Source organism: Petropleomorpha daqingensis (assembly GCF_013408985.1).
Taxonomy (GTDB): domain Bacteria; phylum Actinomycetota; class Actinomycetes; order Mycobacteriales; family Geodermatophilaceae; genus Petropleomorpha; species Petropleomorpha daqingensis.
Genome location: NZ_JACBZT010000001.1, coordinates 5319690 through 5339467, shown reverse-complemented (window position 1 = coordinate 5339467; position 19778 = coordinate 5319690). Strand labels below are relative to the sequence as shown.

21 protein-coding genes are annotated in these 19778 nt (G+C 74.3%); 9 read left to right on the top strand and 12 right to left on the bottom strand.

Annotated features, from left to right (window positions below):
* Positions 1 to 50: 50 nt before the first annotated feature.
* The gene (locus tag GGQ55_RS26230) at positions 51 to 2663 is read right to left on the bottom strand and encodes an ExeM/NucH family extracellular endonuclease (RefSeq protein ID WP_179721966.1); all 2613 of its coding nucleotides are present in this window, start codon (positions 2661 to 2663) and stop codon (positions 51 to 53) included.
* Between the two features lie 197 nt (positions 2664 to 2860).
* On the opposite strand from GGQ55_RS26230, the gene GGQ55_RS26225 reads away from it, so the two are divergent.
* Positions 2861 to 3322 carry a hypothetical protein gene (locus GGQ55_RS26225; protein WP_179721963.1) on the top strand — a complete coding sequence of 154 codons (462 nt, stop codon included), beginning with the start codon at positions 2861 to 2863 and terminating at the stop codon, positions 3320 to 3322.
* A 62-nt stretch (positions 3323 to 3384) separates the two neighbouring features.
* Here GGQ55_RS26225 and GGQ55_RS26220 read toward each other — a convergent pair whose 3' ends face one another.
* The 3 genes from GGQ55_RS26220 to GGQ55_RS26210 form a co-directional block, all read right to left on the bottom strand.
* On the bottom strand, positions 3385 to 3588 hold the full coding sequence (locus tag GGQ55_RS26220; RefSeq protein WP_179721960.1) for a cold-shock protein: 204 nt from the start codon (positions 3586 to 3588) through the stop codon (positions 3385 to 3387).
* 128 nt (positions 3589 to 3716) lie between these two features.
* A complete protein-coding gene (locus tag GGQ55_RS26215) occupies positions 3717 to 3995 on the bottom strand; it encodes a YciI family protein (RefSeq protein ID WP_179721957.1) in 279 nt (92 codons plus the stop codon).
* A 29-nt stretch (positions 3996 to 4024) separates the two neighbouring features.
* Positions 4025 to 4438 (bottom strand): hypothetical protein, encoded by a 414-nt coding sequence (locus GGQ55_RS26210; RefSeq protein ID WP_179721954.1) that lies wholly within the window; start codon positions 4436 to 4438, stop codon positions 4025 to 4027.
* 219 nt (positions 4439 to 4657) lie between these two features.
* On the opposite strand from GGQ55_RS26210, the gene GGQ55_RS26205 reads away from it, so the two are divergent.
* Positions 4658 to 4846, top strand: a complete 189-nt coding sequence (locus tag GGQ55_RS26205; RefSeq protein ID WP_179721951.1) for a hypothetical protein — start codon at positions 4658 to 4660, stop codon at positions 4844 to 4846.
* Between the two features lie 4 nt (positions 4847 to 4850).
* On the opposite strand, the gene GGQ55_RS26200 is transcribed toward GGQ55_RS26205, so the two are convergent.
* The 5 genes from GGQ55_RS26200 to GGQ55_RS26180 all read right to left on the bottom strand — a co-directional run bounded on the left by GGQ55_RS26200 (position 4851) and on the right by GGQ55_RS26180 (position 10379).
* Complete coding sequence (locus GGQ55_RS26200; RefSeq protein WP_218859453.1) at positions 4851 to 6314, bottom strand: multicopper oxidase family protein; 1464 nt, start codon at positions 6312 to 6314, stop codon at positions 4851 to 4853.
* Positions 6315 to 6316: 2 nt separating this feature from the next.
* Positions 6317 to 6787 (bottom strand): hypothetical protein, encoded by a 471-nt coding sequence (locus GGQ55_RS26195; RefSeq protein ID WP_179721948.1) that lies wholly within the window; start codon positions 6785 to 6787, stop codon positions 6317 to 6319.
* On the bottom strand, positions 6784 to 7431 hold the full coding sequence (locus tag GGQ55_RS26190) for a hypothetical protein (RefSeq protein WP_179721945.1): 648 nt from the start codon (positions 7429 to 7431) through the stop codon (positions 6784 to 6786). Before GGQ55_RS26190 ends, GGQ55_RS26195 begins: the two co-directional genes overlap by 4 nt.
* 66 nt (positions 7432 to 7497) lie before the next feature.
* Positions 7498 to 8145, bottom strand: coding sequence for a response regulator (locus GGQ55_RS26185; RefSeq protein ID WP_179721943.1), 648 nt, complete (start codon positions 8143 to 8145; stop codon positions 7498 to 7500).
* Entirely contained in the window at positions 8142 to 10379 is a 2238-nt protein-coding gene (locus GGQ55_RS26180) for a sensor histidine kinase (RefSeq protein WP_179721940.1), read from the bottom strand. The genes GGQ55_RS26185 and GGQ55_RS26180 overlap by 4 nt, the downstream gene beginning before the upstream one ends.
* Before the next feature lie 75 nt (positions 10380 to 10454).
* On the opposite strand from GGQ55_RS26180, the gene GGQ55_RS26175 reads away from it, so the two are divergent.
* The 3 genes from GGQ55_RS26175 (at position 10455) to GGQ55_RS26165 (ending at position 12213) form a co-directional block, all read left to right on the top strand.
* Entirely contained in the window at positions 10455 to 10772 is a 318-nt protein-coding gene (locus GGQ55_RS26175; RefSeq protein WP_179721938.1) for a hypothetical protein, read from the top strand.
* A gap of 54 nt (positions 10773 to 10826) precedes the next feature.
* A complete protein-coding gene (locus GGQ55_RS26170; RefSeq protein WP_179721936.1) occupies positions 10827 to 11474 on the top strand; it encodes a hypothetical protein in 648 nt (215 codons plus the stop codon).
* Positions 11475 to 11586: 112 nt separating this feature from the next.
* Complete coding sequence (locus GGQ55_RS26165; RefSeq protein WP_179721934.1) at positions 11587 to 12213, top strand: LysE family translocator; 627 nt, start codon at positions 11587 to 11589, stop codon at positions 12211 to 12213.
* A gap of 131 nt (positions 12214 to 12344) precedes the next feature.
* Here the strand turns inward: GGQ55_RS26165 and GGQ55_RS26160 are convergent, their stop codons facing one another.
* Entirely contained in the window at positions 12345 to 12758 is a 414-nt protein-coding gene (locus GGQ55_RS26160; protein ID WP_179721931.1) for a VOC family protein, read from the bottom strand.
* A gap of 126 nt (positions 12759 to 12884) precedes the next feature.
* Here GGQ55_RS26160 and GGQ55_RS26155 point away from each other — a divergent pair, with 126 nt between their 5' ends.
* Both GGQ55_RS26155 and GGQ55_RS26150 read left to right on the top strand, forming a co-directional pair.
* Positions 12885 to 15194 carry a xanthine dehydrogenase family protein molybdopterin-binding subunit gene (locus GGQ55_RS26155; RefSeq protein ID WP_179721928.1) on the top strand — a complete coding sequence of 770 codons (2310 nt, stop codon included), beginning with the start codon at positions 12885 to 12887 and terminating at the stop codon, positions 15192 to 15194.
* 183 nt (positions 15195 to 15377) lie between these two features.
* The gene (locus GGQ55_RS26150) at positions 15378 to 17078 is read left to right on the top strand and encodes an ABC transporter family substrate-binding protein (RefSeq protein ID WP_179721926.1); all 1701 of its coding nucleotides are present in this window, start codon (positions 15378 to 15380) and stop codon (positions 17076 to 17078) included.
* A gap of 62 nt (positions 17079 to 17140) precedes the next feature.
* Here the strand turns inward: GGQ55_RS26150 and GGQ55_RS26145 are convergent, their stop codons facing one another.
* The gene (locus GGQ55_RS26145; RefSeq protein ID WP_179721924.1) at positions 17141 to 18142 is read right to left on the bottom strand and encodes an NAD(P)H-dependent glycerol-3-phosphate dehydrogenase; all 1002 of its coding nucleotides are present in this window, start codon (positions 18140 to 18142) and stop codon (positions 17141 to 17143) included.
* Positions 18143 to 18199: 57 nt separating this feature from the next.
* On the opposite strand from GGQ55_RS26145, the gene GGQ55_RS26140 reads away from it, so the two are divergent.
* Together GGQ55_RS26140 and GGQ55_RS26135 are read left to right on the top strand one after the other, a co-directional pair.
* Positions 18200 to 18763 (top strand): dihydrofolate reductase family protein, encoded by a 564-nt coding sequence (locus GGQ55_RS26140; protein ID WP_179721922.1) that lies wholly within the window; start codon positions 18200 to 18202, stop codon positions 18761 to 18763.
* Between the two features lie 87 nt (positions 18764 to 18850).
* A complete protein-coding gene (locus GGQ55_RS26135) occupies positions 18851 to 19018 on the top strand; it encodes a hypothetical protein (RefSeq protein WP_179721920.1) in 168 nt (55 codons plus the stop codon).
* On the opposite strand, the gene GGQ55_RS26130 is transcribed toward GGQ55_RS26135, so the two are convergent.
* Positions 18988 to 19644 carry an SDR family NAD(P)-dependent oxidoreductase gene (locus tag GGQ55_RS26130; RefSeq protein ID WP_218859452.1) on the bottom strand — a complete coding sequence of 219 codons (657 nt, stop codon included), beginning with the start codon at positions 19642 to 19644 and terminating at the stop codon, positions 18988 to 18990. The genes GGQ55_RS26135 and GGQ55_RS26130 overlap by 31 nt on opposite strands.
* Positions 19645 to 19778 lie beyond the last annotated feature (134 nt).

Here is a 19778-nt window from a genome sequence, read left to right as displayed (position 1 = left end):
CCGGAGGGTTCCGGGCGACGCGGCCGCCGTGGTGGGTCAGCGGGGGGAGATCAGTGCTTCCCGCCCAGCCAGCCGATCAGCCGCAACCACGTCTCCTGCAGCACCGGGTACAGCGAGAACGACGTGGTCGCCTTCTCCCCGTCGGCCGCCGTCAGGACGACGGGGTAGCTGCCCTGCGGCAGCAGCACCGGGACCGTGAAGGAGATCGTCACCGTGCCGTCCGGGCCGGCGATCGCCGTCCCGACGACGCGGTTGTTCTGCGCCGGCAGGGTGGCCGTGACCGACTTCCCAGGGGTGAACCCGGTGCCGGTCACGGTGACCTTGTCCCCGCGGAACGGCTGCGGGTTCGAGATCGACGCCGACGCCGCCACCTGGGTGCGCAGCCCCACGACCGTCGGGTTGTGGTCGCTGGCCCGGTAGGGGTACGGGGCGTACAGCGACTCGGCGCCGTCGTACTCGTAGGCGAAGGACTCGACCGCGTTGATGTCCCAGATCGTGTGGCCGGTGATCTTGGGGTACATCGACGACGTGGCGAACACGTGGTCCAGCGAGCCCGAGCCGCCGTCGAACACGTAGCTGTACTCACCCGGCGTCCAGACCTCCTGGAAGCCGGCGTCGCGCAGCACGTCGAGCGGCGGCTCGTAGCGGTAGGAGTTGAAGTCACCGGTCAGCAGGACGTCGGGGTCGCCGGACTCCTGGGCGACAGTGGCCGCGAAGTCGCGCAGCACCGTCGCCTGCGCCACCCGGGCGCCGTTGCAGTTGCCCGCGCCGCCGACCGAGGGGTCGTCGTTGCCGGTGCCGCAGGAGCTGCCCTTGGACTTCAGGTGGTTGGCGATCACCGAGAAGACCTCGTCACCGGCGCGGAAGGTCTGCGCGATCGGCGTCCGGGCGTTGCTGAAGGCGGCGAGCTGCGCGTCGGACGGGATGCGCGGGCCGCCCACCGTGGTCACCCGGTCGGTGCGGTAGATGATCGCGTTGGTGATCACGTCGGTGTCCTCGTGGGCGCGCACGTAGTCCCAGTCGTGCCCGTCCGCGTTCTCGAGGGCCGCGATCAGCGTCTCCACCGCCCGGTAGGGCGTGTCCGGGGTGAGGACGGCGGAGTTCTCGATCTCGTGCAGCGTGATCACGTCCGCGTCCAGCTCCACCAGCGCGTTGACGATCTTCGTCTGCTGCTGGGCGAGCTCGGCGGCGTTGGTCGCGCCGCGGGCGTCGTCGCCGAACTCCGACGGGAAGTCGACGAAGTAGTTCAGCACGTTGAAGTCGGCGATGCGCAGGTCGCCGCCGACCGCCTGGGGGGCCTCCGGCCGCGGGTTGGTCGCCGCGAACGTGGTCCCCTCGGCGGTGCCGTCGGCCGGCTCGAGCAGCCAGGAGTCGAAGCCGTAGCTGAGGACGACGGGCTCCAGGTGAGCCGTGTCGCCGACCCGCACCGGGTCGTCGACGGTCAGGAACGGCGGGTTGCTGGACACGTTGGCCGTCGAGCCGTCGTCGAACAGGATCGAGCGCGCGGCGTTCGCGGCGACCTGCGCGGTGGCCTCCGGGCCCGGCGCGACCTCCTCGGTCGGCGTGATCAGCCGGCCGCCCTGGGCGAGCTGGATCTCGCCGTAGCGGTTGAGGTCGTAGACCTCGGTGACGGTGAGGTCCTCGGCGGGCGCGACCAGCATGCCCTCGAGCGCCTCGCGGTCGGCGTCCGACGACGGCAGCGGCAGCGTCGTGGCGGCGGGGAGCCCGGGGTGGCCGCAGGTCACGGCCGTAGGGGAGCCCAGCTCGGTCAGGCCGTTGTACTCGGTGACCTTGCCGCGGACGACGACCGCGTCACCGGGCACCAGCGCCGGCAGGGTGCCGCCGAACACGAAGATGCCGTCGGAGGTGGCGGTGTTCTGGTCGCCGCCGTCCTGGACGAACACGCCGCCGAAGCCGCCCTCCTGCAGGTCGCCGACGACGGTGCCGGCCACGGTCACCGTCGAGCCGGCCACCGGGCTGGTGGCGCCGGGACCCTGCACCGAGCCGATGGAGACCGGCGTCGTGTCGCAGGTCAGCGGGCCGGGATCGGTGCCGCCGTCGGGGGGCGTCGGCGTCCCGGTGTTCTGCGGGCCCGGAGCGCCGGTGGCGAAGTCGGTCGCGTTCTGGTCCAGGTCGCCGCCCGTCCGGGCGATCGACGTGCCGTTGGACGGGGCCGGCGCCGGGCCGGAGCCCTCGTAGGCGTTCGCCGTGGTGCCGAAGCCGACGAAGTCCTTCACGGACGCGGCGCCGAGCCCCCGGTCGGTGAGCTTGGTCGAGTCGGTCGTCAGCGCGACCTTGCCGGCGGTCGCGCTCAGAGCCAGGGTGCCGGTGGCGTCAGGGGCGGGGAGCGCCGGGGCGGCGGTGTTCGCGCCGGCGGCCTCCTGCACGAGGTAGTGGCCGTTGGCCGGGATGCTGCCGCTGAGCGACGTCACGCTCCACGAGGTACCGGTCGCGGAGGCGTACTGCACGGCCCAGCCCGACAGGCTCACCGGCGCGGACGTGGGGTTGTAGAGCTCGATGAAGTCGTTCGCATAGGGGGCGCCGGCGTTGCCGCCGCCGCCGTAGACCTCGCTGATGACGACGTCGGGGGACGGCGCGGCGGAGGCGGCGGGTGCCAGGACCAGCCCGCCCGCGGCGAGGGCGCCGACGGTCAGGCCCAGCACGGCTGGGCGGAGGGGATTGCGATGGGACACGGGTCTCCTCGGCGATGAGCGTGCGAGAGGACCGGAACCAACGGGTTCCGGTCCCGCTCATCCTTGCTCACCTGTGGCCACCCTGTGTGAACGATGAGTGACAAAGTTGCCACTGCTCAGGATCGGTCTGGAGGGTTCCGCATCCGGGCGGCCCGTACGGTGGAGCGGTGGATCCCCTCGCCCGCCCGCTGGACGACGTCTGGTTCACCCGCGACCTGCCGGTGCTCCGGGCGATCGCGCGGCTGGTCGACGCCCCGCAGCACGGCGGCGCGCCCTACCTCGGCCAGGTCGTGCCGGCCAGCGGGCTGCCCAAGCCGGACGTGACGGCCGCGGCCCGGGCGCTGGTCGACTCCGGCTACGTCGAGGCGCTCACCAACTACGCCGGCGAGATCGTCCGGTTCACCGGCATCTCGGCCGAGGCGCGCCGGCTGGCCGGGCTCTGGCCGACGCCGCAGGGGGAGTGGGCGCGCCTGGTCGAGCAGCTCGCCGTCCGGGCGGCGAACGCGCCGACCGACGTGGAGCGGCAGCGCTGGCGGGCGATGGCCGAGGCGGCCGACGCCCTCGGCGAGGACGACGGCGCGCTGCTCATGGCCGCCCTCATCGGCGGCTACGTGCCCCGGCGCCGCTAGCCCCGGGAACGACAACGCCCCGCCCGGCGAACCGGACGGGGGCGTTGCGTTGGTCCAGAAGATCAGAGAGGCGTGACGTTCGCCGCCTGCGGGCCCTTCTGGCCCTGCTCGATGTCGAACGAGATGCGCTGGCCCTCGTCGAGCGAGCGGTACCCGCTGGTCTGGATGGACGAGTAGTGGACGAAGACGTCCGGTCCACCACCGTCAGGGGTGGCGAAGCCGAACCCCTTCTCCGCGTTGAACCACTTCACTGTTCCTTCGGGCATTCCCTGCTCCTTGCTGAGGTGGTGCATCGGGGTCCTGCCATCGCGCAGAGCCTTCCCGACGCCCGGAACCCTAGCCGTTCCTGCCTGCTCGTGACGTCACCGGATTCCCTGGATCTGCTGGGAGCGCGTCACGCGTCGGGTCGGAGCACCTCGTTCCACGGCCGCACCGCCCACTCGGCGACCACCCCGTTGACCACGAACGGGTCGCCGGCGATGAACTCCTCGGCCGCCTCGCGGGTGGTGAAGACGCCGATCGCGTCGCCGTTGCCGGGCTCGCCGAGCGGGCCGGCCAGCAGCAGCACCCCGCGGTCGTGGAACTCCTGCAGCCGCGCGCGGTGACCGGCGATGTTGGCCTGCGCGAGCGGCAGGAAGCCGTCCACGGCGCGGTAGGTCATCAGGTACTTCATGGCCGCCATCCTGGCGGCCCAGGTGCCTGCTAGAGCCGGTGGCCGTCGCGGTCGAAGATCTCCGAGGGCACGTACAGCGGCAGCGCGCCGCCGTCCTGGGGGGTGGCGTAGTCGGGGCCGGCGAACGCGACCGGCGTCGGGCCGGCCGGCAGCGCCAGCGGCGCCGGTCGCCACGACTCGACGGTCACCGTGCCGGGCTCGGCCTCCTCGGCGAGGCGGGCCCGCTCGAGCAGGTACACCAGCCGGGCACGCCGCCAGCGCCGGGCGGCCACGTCCAGGCCCAGCAGGACGGCGACGCACACGCTGATCGCGAACAGGGCGTGGACGACGGCGGTGGCGACGTCCAGCGGCGTCAGCGACGGCCAGCCGATCTGCTCCAGCCGCGCGCCGACCAGCTCGATCATGATGTAGAGCAGCCCGTACACGACGAACGAGATCCGCACGTCCCACCTCCTTCCGGCAGCCGACCTCCCCATAACGACAGGGAGGTGCCCCGGCGAGAGCGGGAAGTGCCCGGAAACGGGGTGCGCTCACCCGACCGGGTGAGGCCGGACGTCTTGCGGTGATCGTGCGGTTTCCTCGCGGCTGCCCTGCGGCCGGCCCCGGAGAGTTCTCGGTGACCGGGACGCACCCGGCGTCCCGACCGAGCAGGAGCACCCACCATGGCCGCCACCGCCACCTTCGCCCCCGTCGCCCGTCCCCGCCTGGAGGCCGCGAACTTCCTCCCCGCCGACGAGAACTGCCACTCCGTGGTCGCCGAGGCCGTGGCCCTGGCCTTCGCCATCCGCTCCGACGCCGCCGCGCAGGGCGTGCACGACCTCGACGTCACCGCGATGCTCCTGGCCCGCTGACGGCTCACTCCGGCACGTTGCCCGCCGGGCCGCCGATCACGAACGGGGTGCTGACCCCGGCGTAGGCCAGGTGCACGATCAGGCCCTGCTCGGCGTGCGGCAGGTTGTGGCAGTGGTCGACCCACACGCCCGGGTTGTCCGCCACGAACGCGATCTCGTAGGTCTCGCCGTCCGCCACGTCCAGCGAGTCCACCCACCACGGGCTGCCCGTGGCCCGGACCCCGTCGCGGGACAGGACGACGGCGTGGTGACCGTGCAGGTGCATCGGGTGCCGTTCGCCGCTGGCGTTGACGATCCGCACGAGGACGACGTCGCCCTCCCTGACCACGAACATCGGGACGTCCGGGTAGGCGTGCCCGTTGACCGTCCACCACAGCCCGGGGCGCCCGTCGAGGAAGCCGGGACGGCGCCCGATGTCGTAGTCGAACCGCCGGTCCGGTGCGTCCGGGTCGAACCCGAGTGCCGCCGGGGCGCCGTAGGACAGCAGGTCGAGCGCCTGCGCCGGCCGGGCCACCACCGCCGGCGCCCGGCCCGAGGAGCTCAGGACGATCCCGGTCCGCCCGCCGAGGTGCACGCGCAGCGGCGACCCGTCGTCCGGCAGGGTCACCAGCACGTCCGCCCGCCCGCCGGCCGGGACGAGCAGCGCGCGGTCGGAGACCTGGCCCGGCTCGTGCACGTCGGTGCCGTCGACCGCCGCCACCTGGTACCGGCCGCCGCCGACCCAGACCCACATCGGGCCGTTGTCGGTGTCGATCACCCGTACCCGGACCGTGCTCCCCGGCACCGCCGGCACGAGCACGTCGCCCTCCCGCCCGTTCACCGTCGCGACCCCGCCGTAGTGGTGCACCAGCGCCAGGACGTCGGCGGCCGGATCGGCGACGGGCGCCGGGTCGACGACCAGGGCGCCGAGCAGCCCGCCGGCGACCTGCTCGGCAGAGCGCTGGTGCGAGTGGTACCAGTACGTGCCCGCGCGGTCGGCCACGAAGCGGTACACGTACTCCGCTCCCGGGGCGACGGCGTCCTGGGTGACGCCGGCGACGCCGTCCTCGGCTCCCGGAACGTCGACGCCGTGCCAGTGGATCGTGACGCCGTCCGGCACCGAGATGTTGACCAGCCGGACCTCCACCAGGTCGCCGACGGTCGCCCGGATCGTCGGCCCGGGAGAGCTCCCGTTCAGGGTGTAGCCGGCGACCGTGCGACCCGAGGCGAGCCGGAACCGCTCCTGCCGGGCGATCAGCGTCACCGAGACGTCCGCCGGCCGGTCGGGGTCGGCGGTGAGGGTGCGCAGGTCGATCCCGCCGTCCCCGTGCGCATGGCTCTCGGCAGCGCCCCCGCCGGTGTCCACGTACCCCATGTCCATCACCGAGTAGGTGCCCGGCAGGAGGCTGTCCTGCCAGAACCACCCGAGCGGGCCGAGGACGGCGAGCGCGGCGCCGGCCGAGAGCAGGACCCGCAGGCGCCGGCGCACGGTCAGACCGGCGTGTCCGCCGTCGCCGGGGCGACGTCCTCGGCCGCCGGCCGGCGCACCCGCGCGCGGCGAGCGGTGATCAGCGCCGCGGTGAACAGCAGCAGCGCGTTGATGCCGTGCACGGCGCCCAGCGCGGGCACGTCCGCGAGCGAGTAGCCGAGCATCACCTGGACGACGACGAACCCCAGCACGGCCAGCGCCCACGGGATCCCGCGGGGGACGCGGGCGAAGAACGACGCGATCAGCAGCAGCAGGGCCAGCACCGGGACGACGATCCCGCCGTTGATCCCGTGCACGATGAGGCCCACGACCTCGGGGAACGGGTCGCTGTCCCCCTCGACCACAGCGCTGTCGAGCACGCCGCCGCCGTCGACCCAGTGCACGAGACCGGCGACCCCCAGCGCCAGGGCGCCCGCCTGGACGACCACCTCCAGCGCGATCAGGTAGGCCAGGACCCGGTAGGTGGTTCTCATGGGTGCTCCTTCCGAAGGACGGACCGTGCGACCAGGAGGGGGAAGACGGGCAGCGTCAGCCAGCCGGCGGCGCCGAGGGCGAACCCGGGAGCCCAGAGGGCCCACCGGGCGGGGCCGGGGACCAGCAGGCCGGCCGCGACGAGGGCCGCCCCGACCGGGAGCGACGTCCCGAGCAGGACGCCGGCCCGCGTGGCCGGGCGGGGCAGCAGGCCCGTGCGGTGGCCGACGAGGCTCGTGCCGAGCAGCCAGAGGTAGAGGACGACGATCGCGCCCACGACGACGCCGACCTGGACCTCGAAGGCGAGCAGACCGAGGACCAGCGCCAGCTGCGCCAGCACGATCACGGCCATGGCCACGGCGCCGGCGGCGCTCAGCGCCCGGGCCCACCGCGTGGCCGGCAACCGCCGGCCGAGGGCGAGCGCCACCGGGATCAGCGCGGCGAACTGCGGCACCATGAGCCAGTCGTCGGCCGGTCCGAGCCAGGACGCCGCGTTCGAGGCGCCGGAGAACGGCTCGGCGAGGGCGAACAACAGCACGAGCAGCACGTTCGCCGCGACGCCGGTTGCGCCGCTGAGCAGAGCGGCCGCTCGCGCCCGGCTGTCAGCGGTGGCCCCCCGGAACGGGGCGGTGGTCGTCGTGCTCATGCGGGCAGCGTCGGGGCGGCGCCGTCCCGCCGTCACGGGACGATGTCCCGCGGGAGCCCGGGATTCTCAGGAGCGGCCGGGGACCCCGCCCAGCCCGGCGTCCCGCGCCCGGATGATGGCCGCCGTCCGGTCGACCACCTGCAGCTTGGAGATGATGTTGGAGACGTGGTTGCGCACGGTCTTGCCCGACAGCGCCAGCCGGCGGGCGACCGCCGGGTTGTCGAGGCCCCGGGCCAGCAGGTCGAGCACCTCGTGCTCCCGCTCGGTCAGCTGCGGGAACGGTCCGGTCGTCGCGGCCCGGGTGAAGTGCCGGAGCATCCGCTCGGCCACGCCCTGGCCGAACAGGACCTCGCCCCTCGCGACGGCCCGGACCGCAGCCACCACCTCGTCGGGGCCGGCGCCCTTGACGGTGTAGCCGGCGGCGCCGGCCCGCAGCGCGGCGAACACGCTCTCCGCGTCGTCGGACATGGTCAGGACCAGCACCCGGGTGGGCAGCCCCGCTTCGCGCAGCCGCGCGGTCGCCCACAACCCGTCGCCGTCGGGCATCGCGATGTCCAGGACGGCGACCTCCGGGACCTCGGCGGTGGCCGCCTCGACCGCCGCCCGGCCGGTGCCGGCCACCGCGACGACCCGCACGTCGGTCTCGGCCTCCAGGACGGTCCTCAACCCCTCGGCGAAGACCGGGTGGTCGTCGGCCAGCACGACCCGGATCACGCCGGGGCTCCGAGGGGCAGGAGGGCGTGCACCGACGTGCCGGCCCCGTCCGGGCTGCTGACCTCGCACGTGCCCCCGATCTCCGCGGCGCGCTCGCTCATCGACCGCAGGCCCACGCCCGGCCGCCGGACGCCGGGCAGGCCGCTGCCGTCGTCGACGACGCCGACCTCGACCCGGTCCTCGTCCACGGTGACGGTGACCGTGCAGCGGGAGCCGCCGCTGTGCCGGGCCGCGTTGGTCATCGCCTCGACCGCGATCCGGTAGGCCGCCGTCTCCACCCCGGCCGGCAGGACCGGCCGGTCCGCCGGCCCGGTCACCGCGATCTCCAGGTCGCCGGACAGCGCGGCCGCCCGGGCGGTCAGCGCGCCGACGAGGCCCAGCTCGTCGAGCGCCGGCGGTCGCAGGGTGTCCACCACCCGCCGCACGTCGGCGATGCTGTTCTGCACCTCGCCGCTGATCTGCCCGAGCAGGGCGCGCGCCGGTCCCTGCGGCACCTGGCGCTCGGCCAGGCCCGTCTTCAGGGCGATGGCGGCCAGCGACGGTCCGATCCCGTCGTGCAGCTCGCGGCGCAGCCGCCGGCGCTCGTCCTCCCGCGACGCCACGATCGCGGTGCGCGACCGGAGCACCTCCTCGTGCAGCCGCACCGCCAGCACCGCCGGTCCCACCTGCGCGGCGAGCGAGCGCAGCAGCGCCAGGTCGACCGGGTCGAGGGGATCCTCGGGTCCGCGACCGGAGACCCGCAGCCGGCCGACGGTCTCACCGAGGTGCACCAGCGGCTCCTCGTGGACGGCGCCGGCGGGACGCCCGGTGGCAGCGAGCGTGCGGAACCCGGAGCCCTCGGCGAGGTCGAGCGCGGCGAACGGAACGCGCAGCGAGCGGGTCACGGTGTCGACGACGGTGCCGGCGACGTCGCCCGGGCGCAGCGCCGCCTCCAGGCGGCCGCCGAGCGCGGCCAGCACGCGCGCCGGGTCGTCGCGCTGGCCGTACATCAGCCGGTTCACCGCCGTCCGGGCGCCGGCCCGCAGCGGGGCGAGGGCGAGCGCGGCCAGCGCGGCGGCCAGCCCGGCGGCCACCCCGTCGGAGAGCCGCAGCCCGGAGGCGAGCAGTGCCACGGCGAGCACGTACACCCCGACGAGGACGGCGAGGACGACGGCGTACACCAGCGACCGGTTGGCCAGCCGTTCCAGGTCGAAGAGCCGGTGCCGGCGCAGCGCGACGGCGAGGCCGACGACGAACGGCAGCCCGGACAGGCCGTACGCGCCGGGTGGGAGGGGATGGCTGCCGGTGAGCAGCTCCGGCAGGCTCCACCCGACGATGCCGGTCAGCGTGGCGACGGCCCCACCGCCGGCGATCCAGCGCAGGCGGGCCCGGGTGAGCGGATCGGCGGCACCGCGGTAGGCCACGACCCCCGCGACGATCCCGACGAGGAGCGACGCGGCGGTCACCGCGGTCTGCCCCGCGCCGAGCAGGCCCAGCCGCCGGATCGGGTCGTCGACCGCGAGCAGCAGCGCGACCGCCCACACCGCCACGGCAGCCGGCGGCCCGGCGTACGCCAGGCCGAGCACCCGCCCTGGCCGGCGGGTCAGCCAGGGATGGCCGGGCGCGACGAGGAACGTCATCGCGAGCACTGCGCCCCAGGCGATCGAGTACGCGCCGATGGTGTTCGCGTAGTACAGCCACAGCGGTGGTCCGCCGGTGGCCAGGGCGAGGGCGGGCAGGCCGGCGACGACGGTCATGGTGCTGCCGAACAGTCCTGCGGCGGCCACCAGCAGGGGGGCGGTGGCCGGCTCGTCGGGGCGCCGCAGCCAGAGCGCGACCGCCAGGCCGCCGAGGGCCAGGACGAAGACGAGGTCGCCCCAGCCGGCCGCGACCAGCGGGCCGATCGCCGGGCGGTCCACCCGCACCGAGCGGGCCGCGTCGCCGGCGAGGTCGTAGCGCAGCACGTCGCCCGGCGCCGGTTCGGGCACCTGCCCCAGGCCATCGGCGAAGCGGGCTCCGGCGATCGCGCGCACCTCGTCCCCGGTGCGCAACCCGCCATCCGTGGGGGAGGGGACGTCGACGACGACGGCCCCGGTCTGCCACGTCGACGCCCCGAACGGCAGCGAACTGCCGTCGGCGGGGGCGTCCAGCCGCACCGCCGTCCCGATGATCCCGAGCACGAGCAGGCCGGCGGCGAGCACCACGGGCCACCGGCGTCCCCACGAGCCCGGCACCGTGCCGCGCAGGCCGCGCATGCGCGCCATGATGGCGGTGCGGGCAGCCTGCCGGTAGCGGTCACGGCACGCCGCCGGGACGCCGATAGCAAGGCCGTGACGACTTCCGGAGACACCCAGGTGCTCACGCGGATCCCGGTGGCGGCCGCCCCGGCCGGTCCGCTCCCGACGGTGGCCCTCACGCTCACCGCGGCCCAGCCCGACGCCACGAGGGAGTTCGCGGCGGTCCGCGCGCAGCAGCCGCCCGCCGAGCCGGCCCCCGCCCCGGCTCCTGCTCCGGCCCCGGTCGCCGAGTCGCACCACGACGTGCACGAGGACATCTACGAAGAGGCCATGGCGACCATCGCCGCCCTGGCCAGCAACTGGTCCTCGGCCGTCCAGCGCACCACCGGCCGGCACCGCGCCGCGGCCTGAGACCGCCGCGCGCGAACCCGCCCGGTGGGACACCGGTCGCGGCTAGCCTGCCGTATGGCCGTGATCCCGGACCTGCTGCCGGTCCTGAGCCGGGGCAAGCACAAGAACCCTGCCAAGGGCGCCTGCTTCCTGGAGTACACGTCACTGCTCGCCGGTGAGCCGTTCAGCGACTCCCCGGCCTGCGTCGACAGGGAGCTCGCAGCAGTGCTGCGGCACGCCAACGACCTGCTCGCCGACGCCGACCGACCACGGCTGGTGCCGCTGCTCGGCCGCGCCGTCGGGCTGGTCGTCCGCCCGCCGACGGCGGCCGACGGATGGGCCCCCGCGCCGGGGATGACCGCCGACCAGGTGGACGACGCCGTCGGTGCCTACGCGCGGACGACGGTCGCCCTGCACCGCCGGGTGGCCACGCTGTTCCTCGCCGCGATCGGCTACGAGCCGAGCCAGACGGAGATGCGCGAGTACGACGAGGGCCGCGACCTCGACCGCTTCTTCTGGTTCCTCATGCAGCGGCCGTTCGCCGTCCCGTCGTCGCTGCGGTACATCGGGCGGCTGGTCGAGCGCCTCGTGCTGCTGCACGAGTGCTTCGAGGACGCGCTCGCCGAGCTCGGCATCCGTCAGCCCGACGTCGCGCTGCGCGAGCCGTCGACGATCGGCTGGGTCCAACCGGCCCCCGCTCGGGTGGCTGCCCCGCAGTTCTGAGCCGGCTCACCCTCCGCCCCCACGCGGGCACCGACGGGCACGCCGCACCCGCGCGCGACGTCGCGCGCCACCCGTTCGGGATCCCGGCGCGCGCCGGCGCCTCCGCCCGGGCATGGACGGCCTCTGGGGTTTCGTGCTCCTCGCCGCGGTCCTGTCGCTGAGCCCCGGGCCGGACGACGTCCTGGTCGTCGGAAGCGCGGTCCGCGGTGGCCCCCGGCTCGGCGCGGCCTCGGCCGCCGGCATCGCGGTCGGCTCCCTGGCGTGGGGCGCGGCCAGCGGCATCGGGCTGGCCGGCGTCCTGGCCCGTTCCCCGGCGGTGTACGACGGCATCCGGTTCGCCGGCGCGGGCTACCTCGTCGTCCTCGGGCTGGTGCCCCTGCTGGCGCCGCTGGTGCGCCGGGCGCGGCCGGTCGCGGCGCCGGCACCGAGCCGCCATCCGGACCGGCTGCGCAGCGCGTTCGCGGCCGGGCTGTGCAGCGACCTGCTCAACCCCAAGATCGGGATGTTCTACCTGGCCGGCGTGCCGCAGTTCGTGCCGGCCGGGCAGCCGGTGCTCGGGTGGAGCCTGCTGCTCTCCTCGATCGACGTGGCCGTGGCGATGGTCTGGTTCGCGGGGCTGATCGGCGTGGCCTCGGCCGCGCTCGCCCGGCTGCGCCGGCCCGGCGTCGTCGTCTGGTCGCAGCGGATCGCCGGGGCCTCGCTGGTCGGCGTCGGGGTCACCGCGGCGCTCACCGGGTGAGGACGTATCTGGGCGGGGGCCACGTCCTCTGAGAGGGCAGCGGCACCCGTGACCCCGGTGTCGTCCGAACTCCTGACGCCGGCCCGGTCGCGGCGGGTCCTGACCCCACCCGCCGCGGCCGGCCCCGGTCCTCAGCCCTGGCCGGAGACGTTGACCAGCCAGGCGATGCCGAACTTGTCGGTGCACATGCCGAACAGGTCGCCCCACGGCGCCTTGTCCAGCGGCATGGTCACCGTGCCGCCGTCGGCGAGCCGGTCGAACCAGCCCCGCAGCACGGTCTCGTCGTCCCCGGACAGCGACATGCTGAAGTTCGTGCCCGGCTTGTACTCCATCCGGCTGGGGGTGTCCGACGCCATGAAGACCACGCCGTGGTCGCCCTCGAGCTGGCTGTGCATGACCAGGTCGTCCTCCGACGGGTCCGACGACGCCTGGTACTCCTTGAACGTGGAGATCGTCAGGGTGCCGCCGAAGACGGAGGAGTAGAACTCCATCGCCTGGCGGGTGTTGTCGCGGAAGCTCAGGTACGGGTTCAGCTGGACGGACATCGCATCTCCTCCGCAGTTGATCGGGTGGGCGGGAGCCCGCGGGGAAGAGACGGCTCGCCGCCGCAGAAATCATCGCGCCGCGGCGGGGGCACCGGGGCGGTCAGCTGCGCGGCGCAGAATGCGGCCGTGACCGACACCACCGAAGCGCCCGCCGGCGAGCTCCGCGGCAGCATCCTCGGCACGCGGGTCCTGCGGGTCGAGGACCCGGGCTTCCTCACCCGCGGCGCCGTCTACACCGACGACCTCGTCGACGAGCGGCTGGCCGGTGCGGTGCACGCCACCTTCGTCCGCTCCCCGGTGGCGCACGCCCGCATCACCGCGATCGACCCCTCGGGCGCGGTCGGCGTCCCGGGCGTGGTCGCCGTCCTGACCGCCGACGACCTGGCCGGCGCACCGCCGCAGCAGCCCGCGATGCGGGCCTACCCGGGCGCGATGGCGCAGCCGCTGCTGGCCCGCGACGTCGTCCGCTACGTCGGTGAGCCGGTGGCCGTCGTCCTCACCGAGGACCGCTGGAGCGGCGAGGACGCCGCCGAGCTGGTCGCGGTCGACTACGAGCCGCTGCCGGTCGTCGTCGACCCCCGCGAGGCGCTGGCCGGCGACGTGCTGCTGTTCCCCGATGCCGGCTCCAACGTCGCGCTGGGGCGGGAGGCGGCGGGGGAGGACCCCTTCGCCGGCTGCGAGGTGGTGGTCACCCGCGAGATCGTCAACCAGCGGGTCGCCGTCGCGCCGCTGGAGGTGCGCGCCGCCGCCGCGGCCCAGGACGACGCCGGCCGGCTCACCGTATGGCTGCCCAACCAGGGCGCGCAGATCAGCAAGACGGTGCTCGGCACCATGCTCGGCGTGGCCGACGCCGATCTGCGGATCGTCACGCCCGACGTCGGCGGCGCGTTCGGGGCGAAGTTCGGCGCCGACCCGGAGCACGCAGTGGTCGCCCTGGCCGCCCGGCAGCTCGGCCGGCCCGTGCGGTGGGTCGAGACCCGCTCGGAGAACATGATCGGGATGGCGCACGGCCGGGCCCAGGTCCAGACGATCACGATCGGCGGCGACCGGGACGGCCGGATCCGGGCCTACCGCATCCACGTGGTGCAGGACGCCGGCGCCTACCCGAAGTTCGGCGCGATGCTGCCCAGCCTCACCGCGCTCATGGCGCCCGGCGTCTACGACATCCCGGTGGTGCAGACCTCGTTCGCCAGCGTCGTCACCAACACCACCCCGGTCGGTGCGTACCGCGGCGCCGGCCGGCCGGAGGCCACCGCCGCGATCGAGCGGGCCGTCGACCTGTTCGCCGCGGAGCTCGGCGCGGACCCGGCCGAGGTGCGCCGGCGCAACCTGCTGCCGCCCTTCGACGAGCCGCACACCACGCCCACCGGCGCGGTCTACGACTGCGGCGACTACGCCGCGGCGCTGGACCGCGTGCTCGAGACCGCGGACTACGCCGGGCTGCGCGCCGAGCAGGCGCGGCGGCGGGAGCGGGGCGAGGTCCGGCAGCTGGGCATCGGGCTGTCGGTGTACGTGGAGATCACCGGCGGGGGAGCCGAGGCCGGTGGCCCGAAGGAGGACGCCACCGTCGAGATCCACCCGGACGGTTCGGCGACCATCCTCACCGGCACCTCGCCGCACGGGCAGGGTCACTCGACGGTCTGGGCGATGCTGGCCAGCGAGGAGCTCGGCATCCCGGTGGAGCGGATCACCGTGCGGTGGGGCGACACCGACCTCGTGCCCCGGGGCGGCGGCACCGGCGGCTCGCGCAGCCTGCAGCTGGGCGGGGCCGCGGTGCGCCAGGCGGCGACCGAGCTGCTGCAGCTGGCCCGCGAGCGAGCGGCCGAGCAGCTGGAGGTCGACGCCGCCGACCTCGTGGTCGACCGGGAGCTGGGCGGTCTGCGGGTGGCCGGCGTCCCGGGGTCCGGCGTCTCGTACGCCGCGCTGGCCGGGGCCGAGCGGCTGTTCGTGCACACCACGTTCGGCCAGCCGGGGGCGACCTACCCGTTCGGCGCGCACGTCGCGGTGGTCGAGGTCGACGTCGAGTCGGGCAAGGCCGACCTGGTCCGGCTGGTCGCGCTGGACGACGCCGGCACGATCCTCAACCCGCTGATCGCCGAGGGGCAGCGGCACGGCGGCCTGGCGCAGGGCGCGGCCCAGGCGCTGCTCGAGGAGGTGCTCTTCGACGCCGACGGCAACCCCACGACGTCGACGTTCGCCGACTACCCGATCGTCTCGGCGACCGAGGTGCCGACCTTCGAGCTGGTCACCACCGAGACGCCGACCGCCTACAACCCGCTCGGCGCGAAGGGGATCGGCGAGGCCGGCACGATCGGCTCGACGCCGGCCGTGCAGAACGCCGTCGTCGACGCGGTGGCGCACCTCGGGGTCCGGCACATCGACATGCCGACCACGCCGATGCGGGTCTGGCGGGCGATCCGCTCGGCCGAGGGCTGAGCTCCCGCGCGCGCTCGGTGTGGCGCAGGCCTCAATCCCGCTGGCTCAAGCGCCGTCGCCGGGGTGCCGAAGGTGCTCCTGGTGCGTTCGCGGCAGCAGTGCCGCCGACCGACGCGCCCCGGACCGGCCCTTCGCCGTCCGCCCCAGACGCACAGGAGCACCTGACCCCCCATGCACGTCCCCGTGAAGTACCCACGCGCCACGATGCTCGCGGCGGCCGCTGCGGCAGCGCTCACGCTGTCCGGCTGCGCAGGCACCGCGCAGACCCCCGCGGACGGCGGCGGCTCCGCCACCTATGGCGTCGCGGACTCGTGGCCGGAGAACCTCTTCCCGTACATCGCCGCCGGCAACACGACGACGGTGCAGGACCTGCTCGGCCGGGTGCTGCCCTCGGCGTTCATCGTGCAGCCCGACTTCACCGTGCGGTACGACCGCGAGCTGCTCGCCGACGAGCCGGAGAACAGCGTCGTCGACGGGCACCAGACCACCGTCTACCACCTGAACCCGGCGGCGGTCTGGAGCGACGGCACCGCCATCTCCGCCGACGACTTCGCTTACACCTGGCACGTCAGCACCACGCCCGACCAGGGCGGCTGCGACGGCACCATGAGCACGGCCGGCCTGGAGAACATCAGCGCCGTCACGGGCTCGGACGACGGCCGGACCGTCACCGTCACCTACGCCACGCCGTTCGCCGACTGGCAGAGCCTCTTCTCCGGCTCGCAGCCGCTGCTGCCGGCCCACCTGCTGGCCGACCCCGACGCGACCAAGCAGTGCGCCACCTTCGACGCCGGCTGGGCGATCGCCGACGGCCTGCCCGAGGACATCTCCGGCGGCCCGTGGCAGCTGAAGAAGACCAACATCGACGTCGCGGACCAGACCGCCGTCCTCACCCCGAACCCGACGTACTGGGGTGCCGCGCCGAAGCTGAGCCGGCTCGTCTTCACCGGCGTGGGCGCCGACCCGACGGCGCAGGTCCAGGGCCTGGAGAACCACGAGCTCGACGTCATCCACCCGCAGCCGCAGCTCGACCTGGTCGACCAGCTGGGGAACCTCCAGGGCGTCACCAGCGAGAGCACCTTCGGGCTGACGTTCGAGCACCTGGACTTCAACACCCAGGACCCGCAGCTCGCCGACGTCGACGTCCGTCGGGCCTTCGCGATGGCGCTGGACCGCCAGGAGATCGTCGACCAGACGGTCGGCCAGATCGCGCCGGACGCGAAGGTGCTGGACAACCACCTGTACGTCAACAACCAGCCGCAGTACCAGGACAACGCCCCCCAGCAGTACGACGCGCAGGACATCGCCGGCGCCAAGGCCCTGCTCGAGAAGGCCGGGTACGAGCTCGGGACCGACGGGGTCTACGCCAAGGGCCGCCAGCGGCTGTCCTTCACGATCGACACCACGCCGGGCAACCCGCTGCGCGAGTCCACGATCACGGTCATGGCGCAGCAGCTCGCGCAGGCCGGCATCGAGGTGACCTTCAACCCGAACCCCGACCTGTTCAGCGGGCCCGACTCGCCCACCTCGGTGGTCGCCGGCGGGTTCCAGATCGCGCTGTTCGCCTCGACCGGCTCGCCGTTCGCGACCAGCCTGATCCCGTCGTACCAGTCGCCCGCCCGCGGCTTCGGCCAGAACGTCTCCCGGGCCGGCACCGCCGCGATCGACGCGCTGCTGGACAAGATCGCCACGGACCAGGACCTCACCCAGCTGGCGGCCGACGCCAACGCGGCCGACCGGCTGCTCTGGGAGCAGATGGCGACCATCCCGCTCTACCAGAAGCCGACCCTGGTGGCGTACGACAGCGCGCTGCAGAACGTGCGGAACAACGCCAGCCAGAGCGGGGTCCTCTGGAACTCCGACGACTGGTCGCTGCGGAAGTAACCCGTGAGCGGGACGGAGCCCGCCTGGTCACCCCGACCGGGCGGGCTCCGTCCCGTTCCGCATCACCCGGGCTGGGACTCGTGCCCGGCAGGGACGGCGCCGCGCAGGCCCCGGTAGGCGTCGGCCGCCCGGATCCGGCCGTTGACGACGTCGTGGATGGTCCGCGCGATCGGCATGTGCAGGCCGTGCCGGTCGGCCAGCTCCACCACCGTGGCGACCGTCTTCACGCCCTCGGCGACCATGCGCATCTCGCCGAGCACCTGCTCCAGGGACCGGCCGAGGCCGAGCTGCTCGCCGACGTGCCGGTTGCGGCTCTGCGGGCTCATGCAGGTGGCCACCATGTCGCCCATGCCGGCCAACCCGGCCAGGGTGGTCGCCTCGCCCCCCATGGCCACGGCCAGCGTGGTCAGCTCGGCCAGGCCGCGGGACATCACCGCGGCGCGCGTGTTGTCCCCGACGCCGAGCCCCTCCGCGATGCCGGTGGCGATGGCGATGACGTTCTTGAACGCACCGCCGATCTCGCACCCGATGACGTCGTGGTGGGTGTACACGCGGAACAGCCCGCGCTCCACCTCGCGCTGCAGCGCCGCGGCGACCGTCAGGTCCTCGGTCGCGATCACGCTGGCTGCCGCCTGGCCGGACATGATCTCCCGCGCCAGGTTCGGCCCCGTCAACGCCGCGGCCGGCCGCCCCGGCAGCACCTGCTTGATCACCTCGGTCATGCGCAGGTGGGTGCCGCGCTCGAGCCCCTTGCTGAGGCTCACCACCGGGAACCACGGCGCCAGGTGCGGCCGGACGTTCACCAGCGTCTCCCGGAAGGCGGCCGTCGGGACGCCGACCACGAGCAGCTCGGCGTGCCGAGCGGCCTGCTCGAGGTCGGCGGTCGCCCGCAGCCGGGCCGGCAGCCGGGAACCCGGCAGGTAGGCCTCGTTGCTGCGCTGCTCGGCCACCTCGGCGGCGACGTCCGGGTTGCGCGCCCACAGCAGCACCTCGTGGTCGCGCCGGCACAGCAGCGCGGCGACCGTCGTCCCCCACGATCCGGCCCCGAGCACGGTCACCCTCATCGACACCCTCCCTCGTGCACGACGATCCTGGCCGACACCACCGAGAGAGGACCCCTGATGCGACGCGTGACCTGCTCGATGGCCGTCTCGCTCGACGGCTACATCGTCGGGCCGGACGGCGGCTTCACCTGGACGGCGCCTGACGAGGAGGTCTTCCGCTTCGCCACCGACGAGGTCCGGCAGCTCGGCGTCCACCTGCTCGGACGGCGGCTCTACGAGTCGATGGTGCTCTGGGAGACCACCGACCAGCCGCCGGGGCTGGACTTCCCGATGCACGAGTTCGCCGAGCTGTGGAAGGCGCTGCCCAAGGTGGTCTTCTCGACCACGCTGACGGCGGTGGAGGGCAACGCCCGCCTGGCCTCCAGCGGCTTGGCGGAGGAGATCGCGCGGCTGCGGGCCGAGCCGGGGGAGGGCGACATCGCGATCGGCGGCGCGACCCTCGCCGGCGAGGCCGCTGCGCTCGGTCTGATCGACGAGTACCGGGTCCGGGTCTACCCGGTCCTCGTCGGCGGGGGGATCCCGTTCTTCCCCCGGCAGGAGCGCCGGGTGGACCTCGAACTCCTCGAGACCCGCACCTTCGGCTCGGGAGTCGCCTTTCTCCACCACCGCGTCCTGCGCTGAGCGGTCGGCCTGTTTGCCGACCGCTCACCGTCGGCGAACCGGCCGGTGGCCGATGCCCGCGCATGGTGGGTCCATGGAGGGACCGCGGTGACCGTCAGCCTGCTCGACGTGCTGGTCTCAGGACGACCGGATCGCCCCGCTCTGAGCCTGCCGCGCGGCTACACGACCGGAGCGCTGTTCGTGGCGGCGGTCGTCGTGTCCGGCCTGGCCGGGCGGCGCATCGGTCAGAGCGAGGTCACGCCGCGCACGCGGTGACCGACGGCGATGGACTCCCCGGAGATCGCTCCGGCGCGCGGGGAGACCAGGAAGGCGATGAGGTCCGCGATCTGATCGGGGCTGGACTCGCCTCCGCGGCCCGGTCCGACCTCGGCTCCCGGTGAGGTGCTCACCGTTCCCGGACTGACCGTGTTGATCGTGACCCCCGACCCGGCGATCCCGTCGGCCAGGTTCTTGGCCGCGATGATCAGGGCCGCGTTGCGCACCGACCCGGCCACGTTGCCGGTCAGGAAGGCGTTCTGGCCGCTCACCCCGACGATCCGGCCGTAGCCGGCGCGCTGCATCACCGGGATCGCCGCGTTCGCCAGGCGGAGGAACGACATCGCCTTGGTGTCGATGGCGCCGAGCACCTGCTCGGGGTCGGCGTGCCGGGAGGCGTCGAGGGTCTGCGCGCTGGGCGCGGCCGCGACGACCAGGACGTCGAGGCGGCCGTGCTGCTCGACCACCGACTCCACGGCGGCGCTCACCGACTCCGGATCCGTGGCGTCCATCGCGATCCCGTCGTCCGCGTGCCGGGACGCCGGGACCACCGTGGCGCCCTCCTCGCGGAGCCGCTCGACCACCGCCCGGCCGATCAGCCCGGTACCGCCCACGACGAGTGCCACGCGACCGCTCAACCCGAGATCCACCCCGGCGACGCTAGTGCGCGGCCGACACACCCGGAGGCTCAGGGCCATTGCTGTCCGTCGCCCCCAGGGCCACTGTGAGAACGCTGCACGGCTGGAGAGCCGCGGGAGCG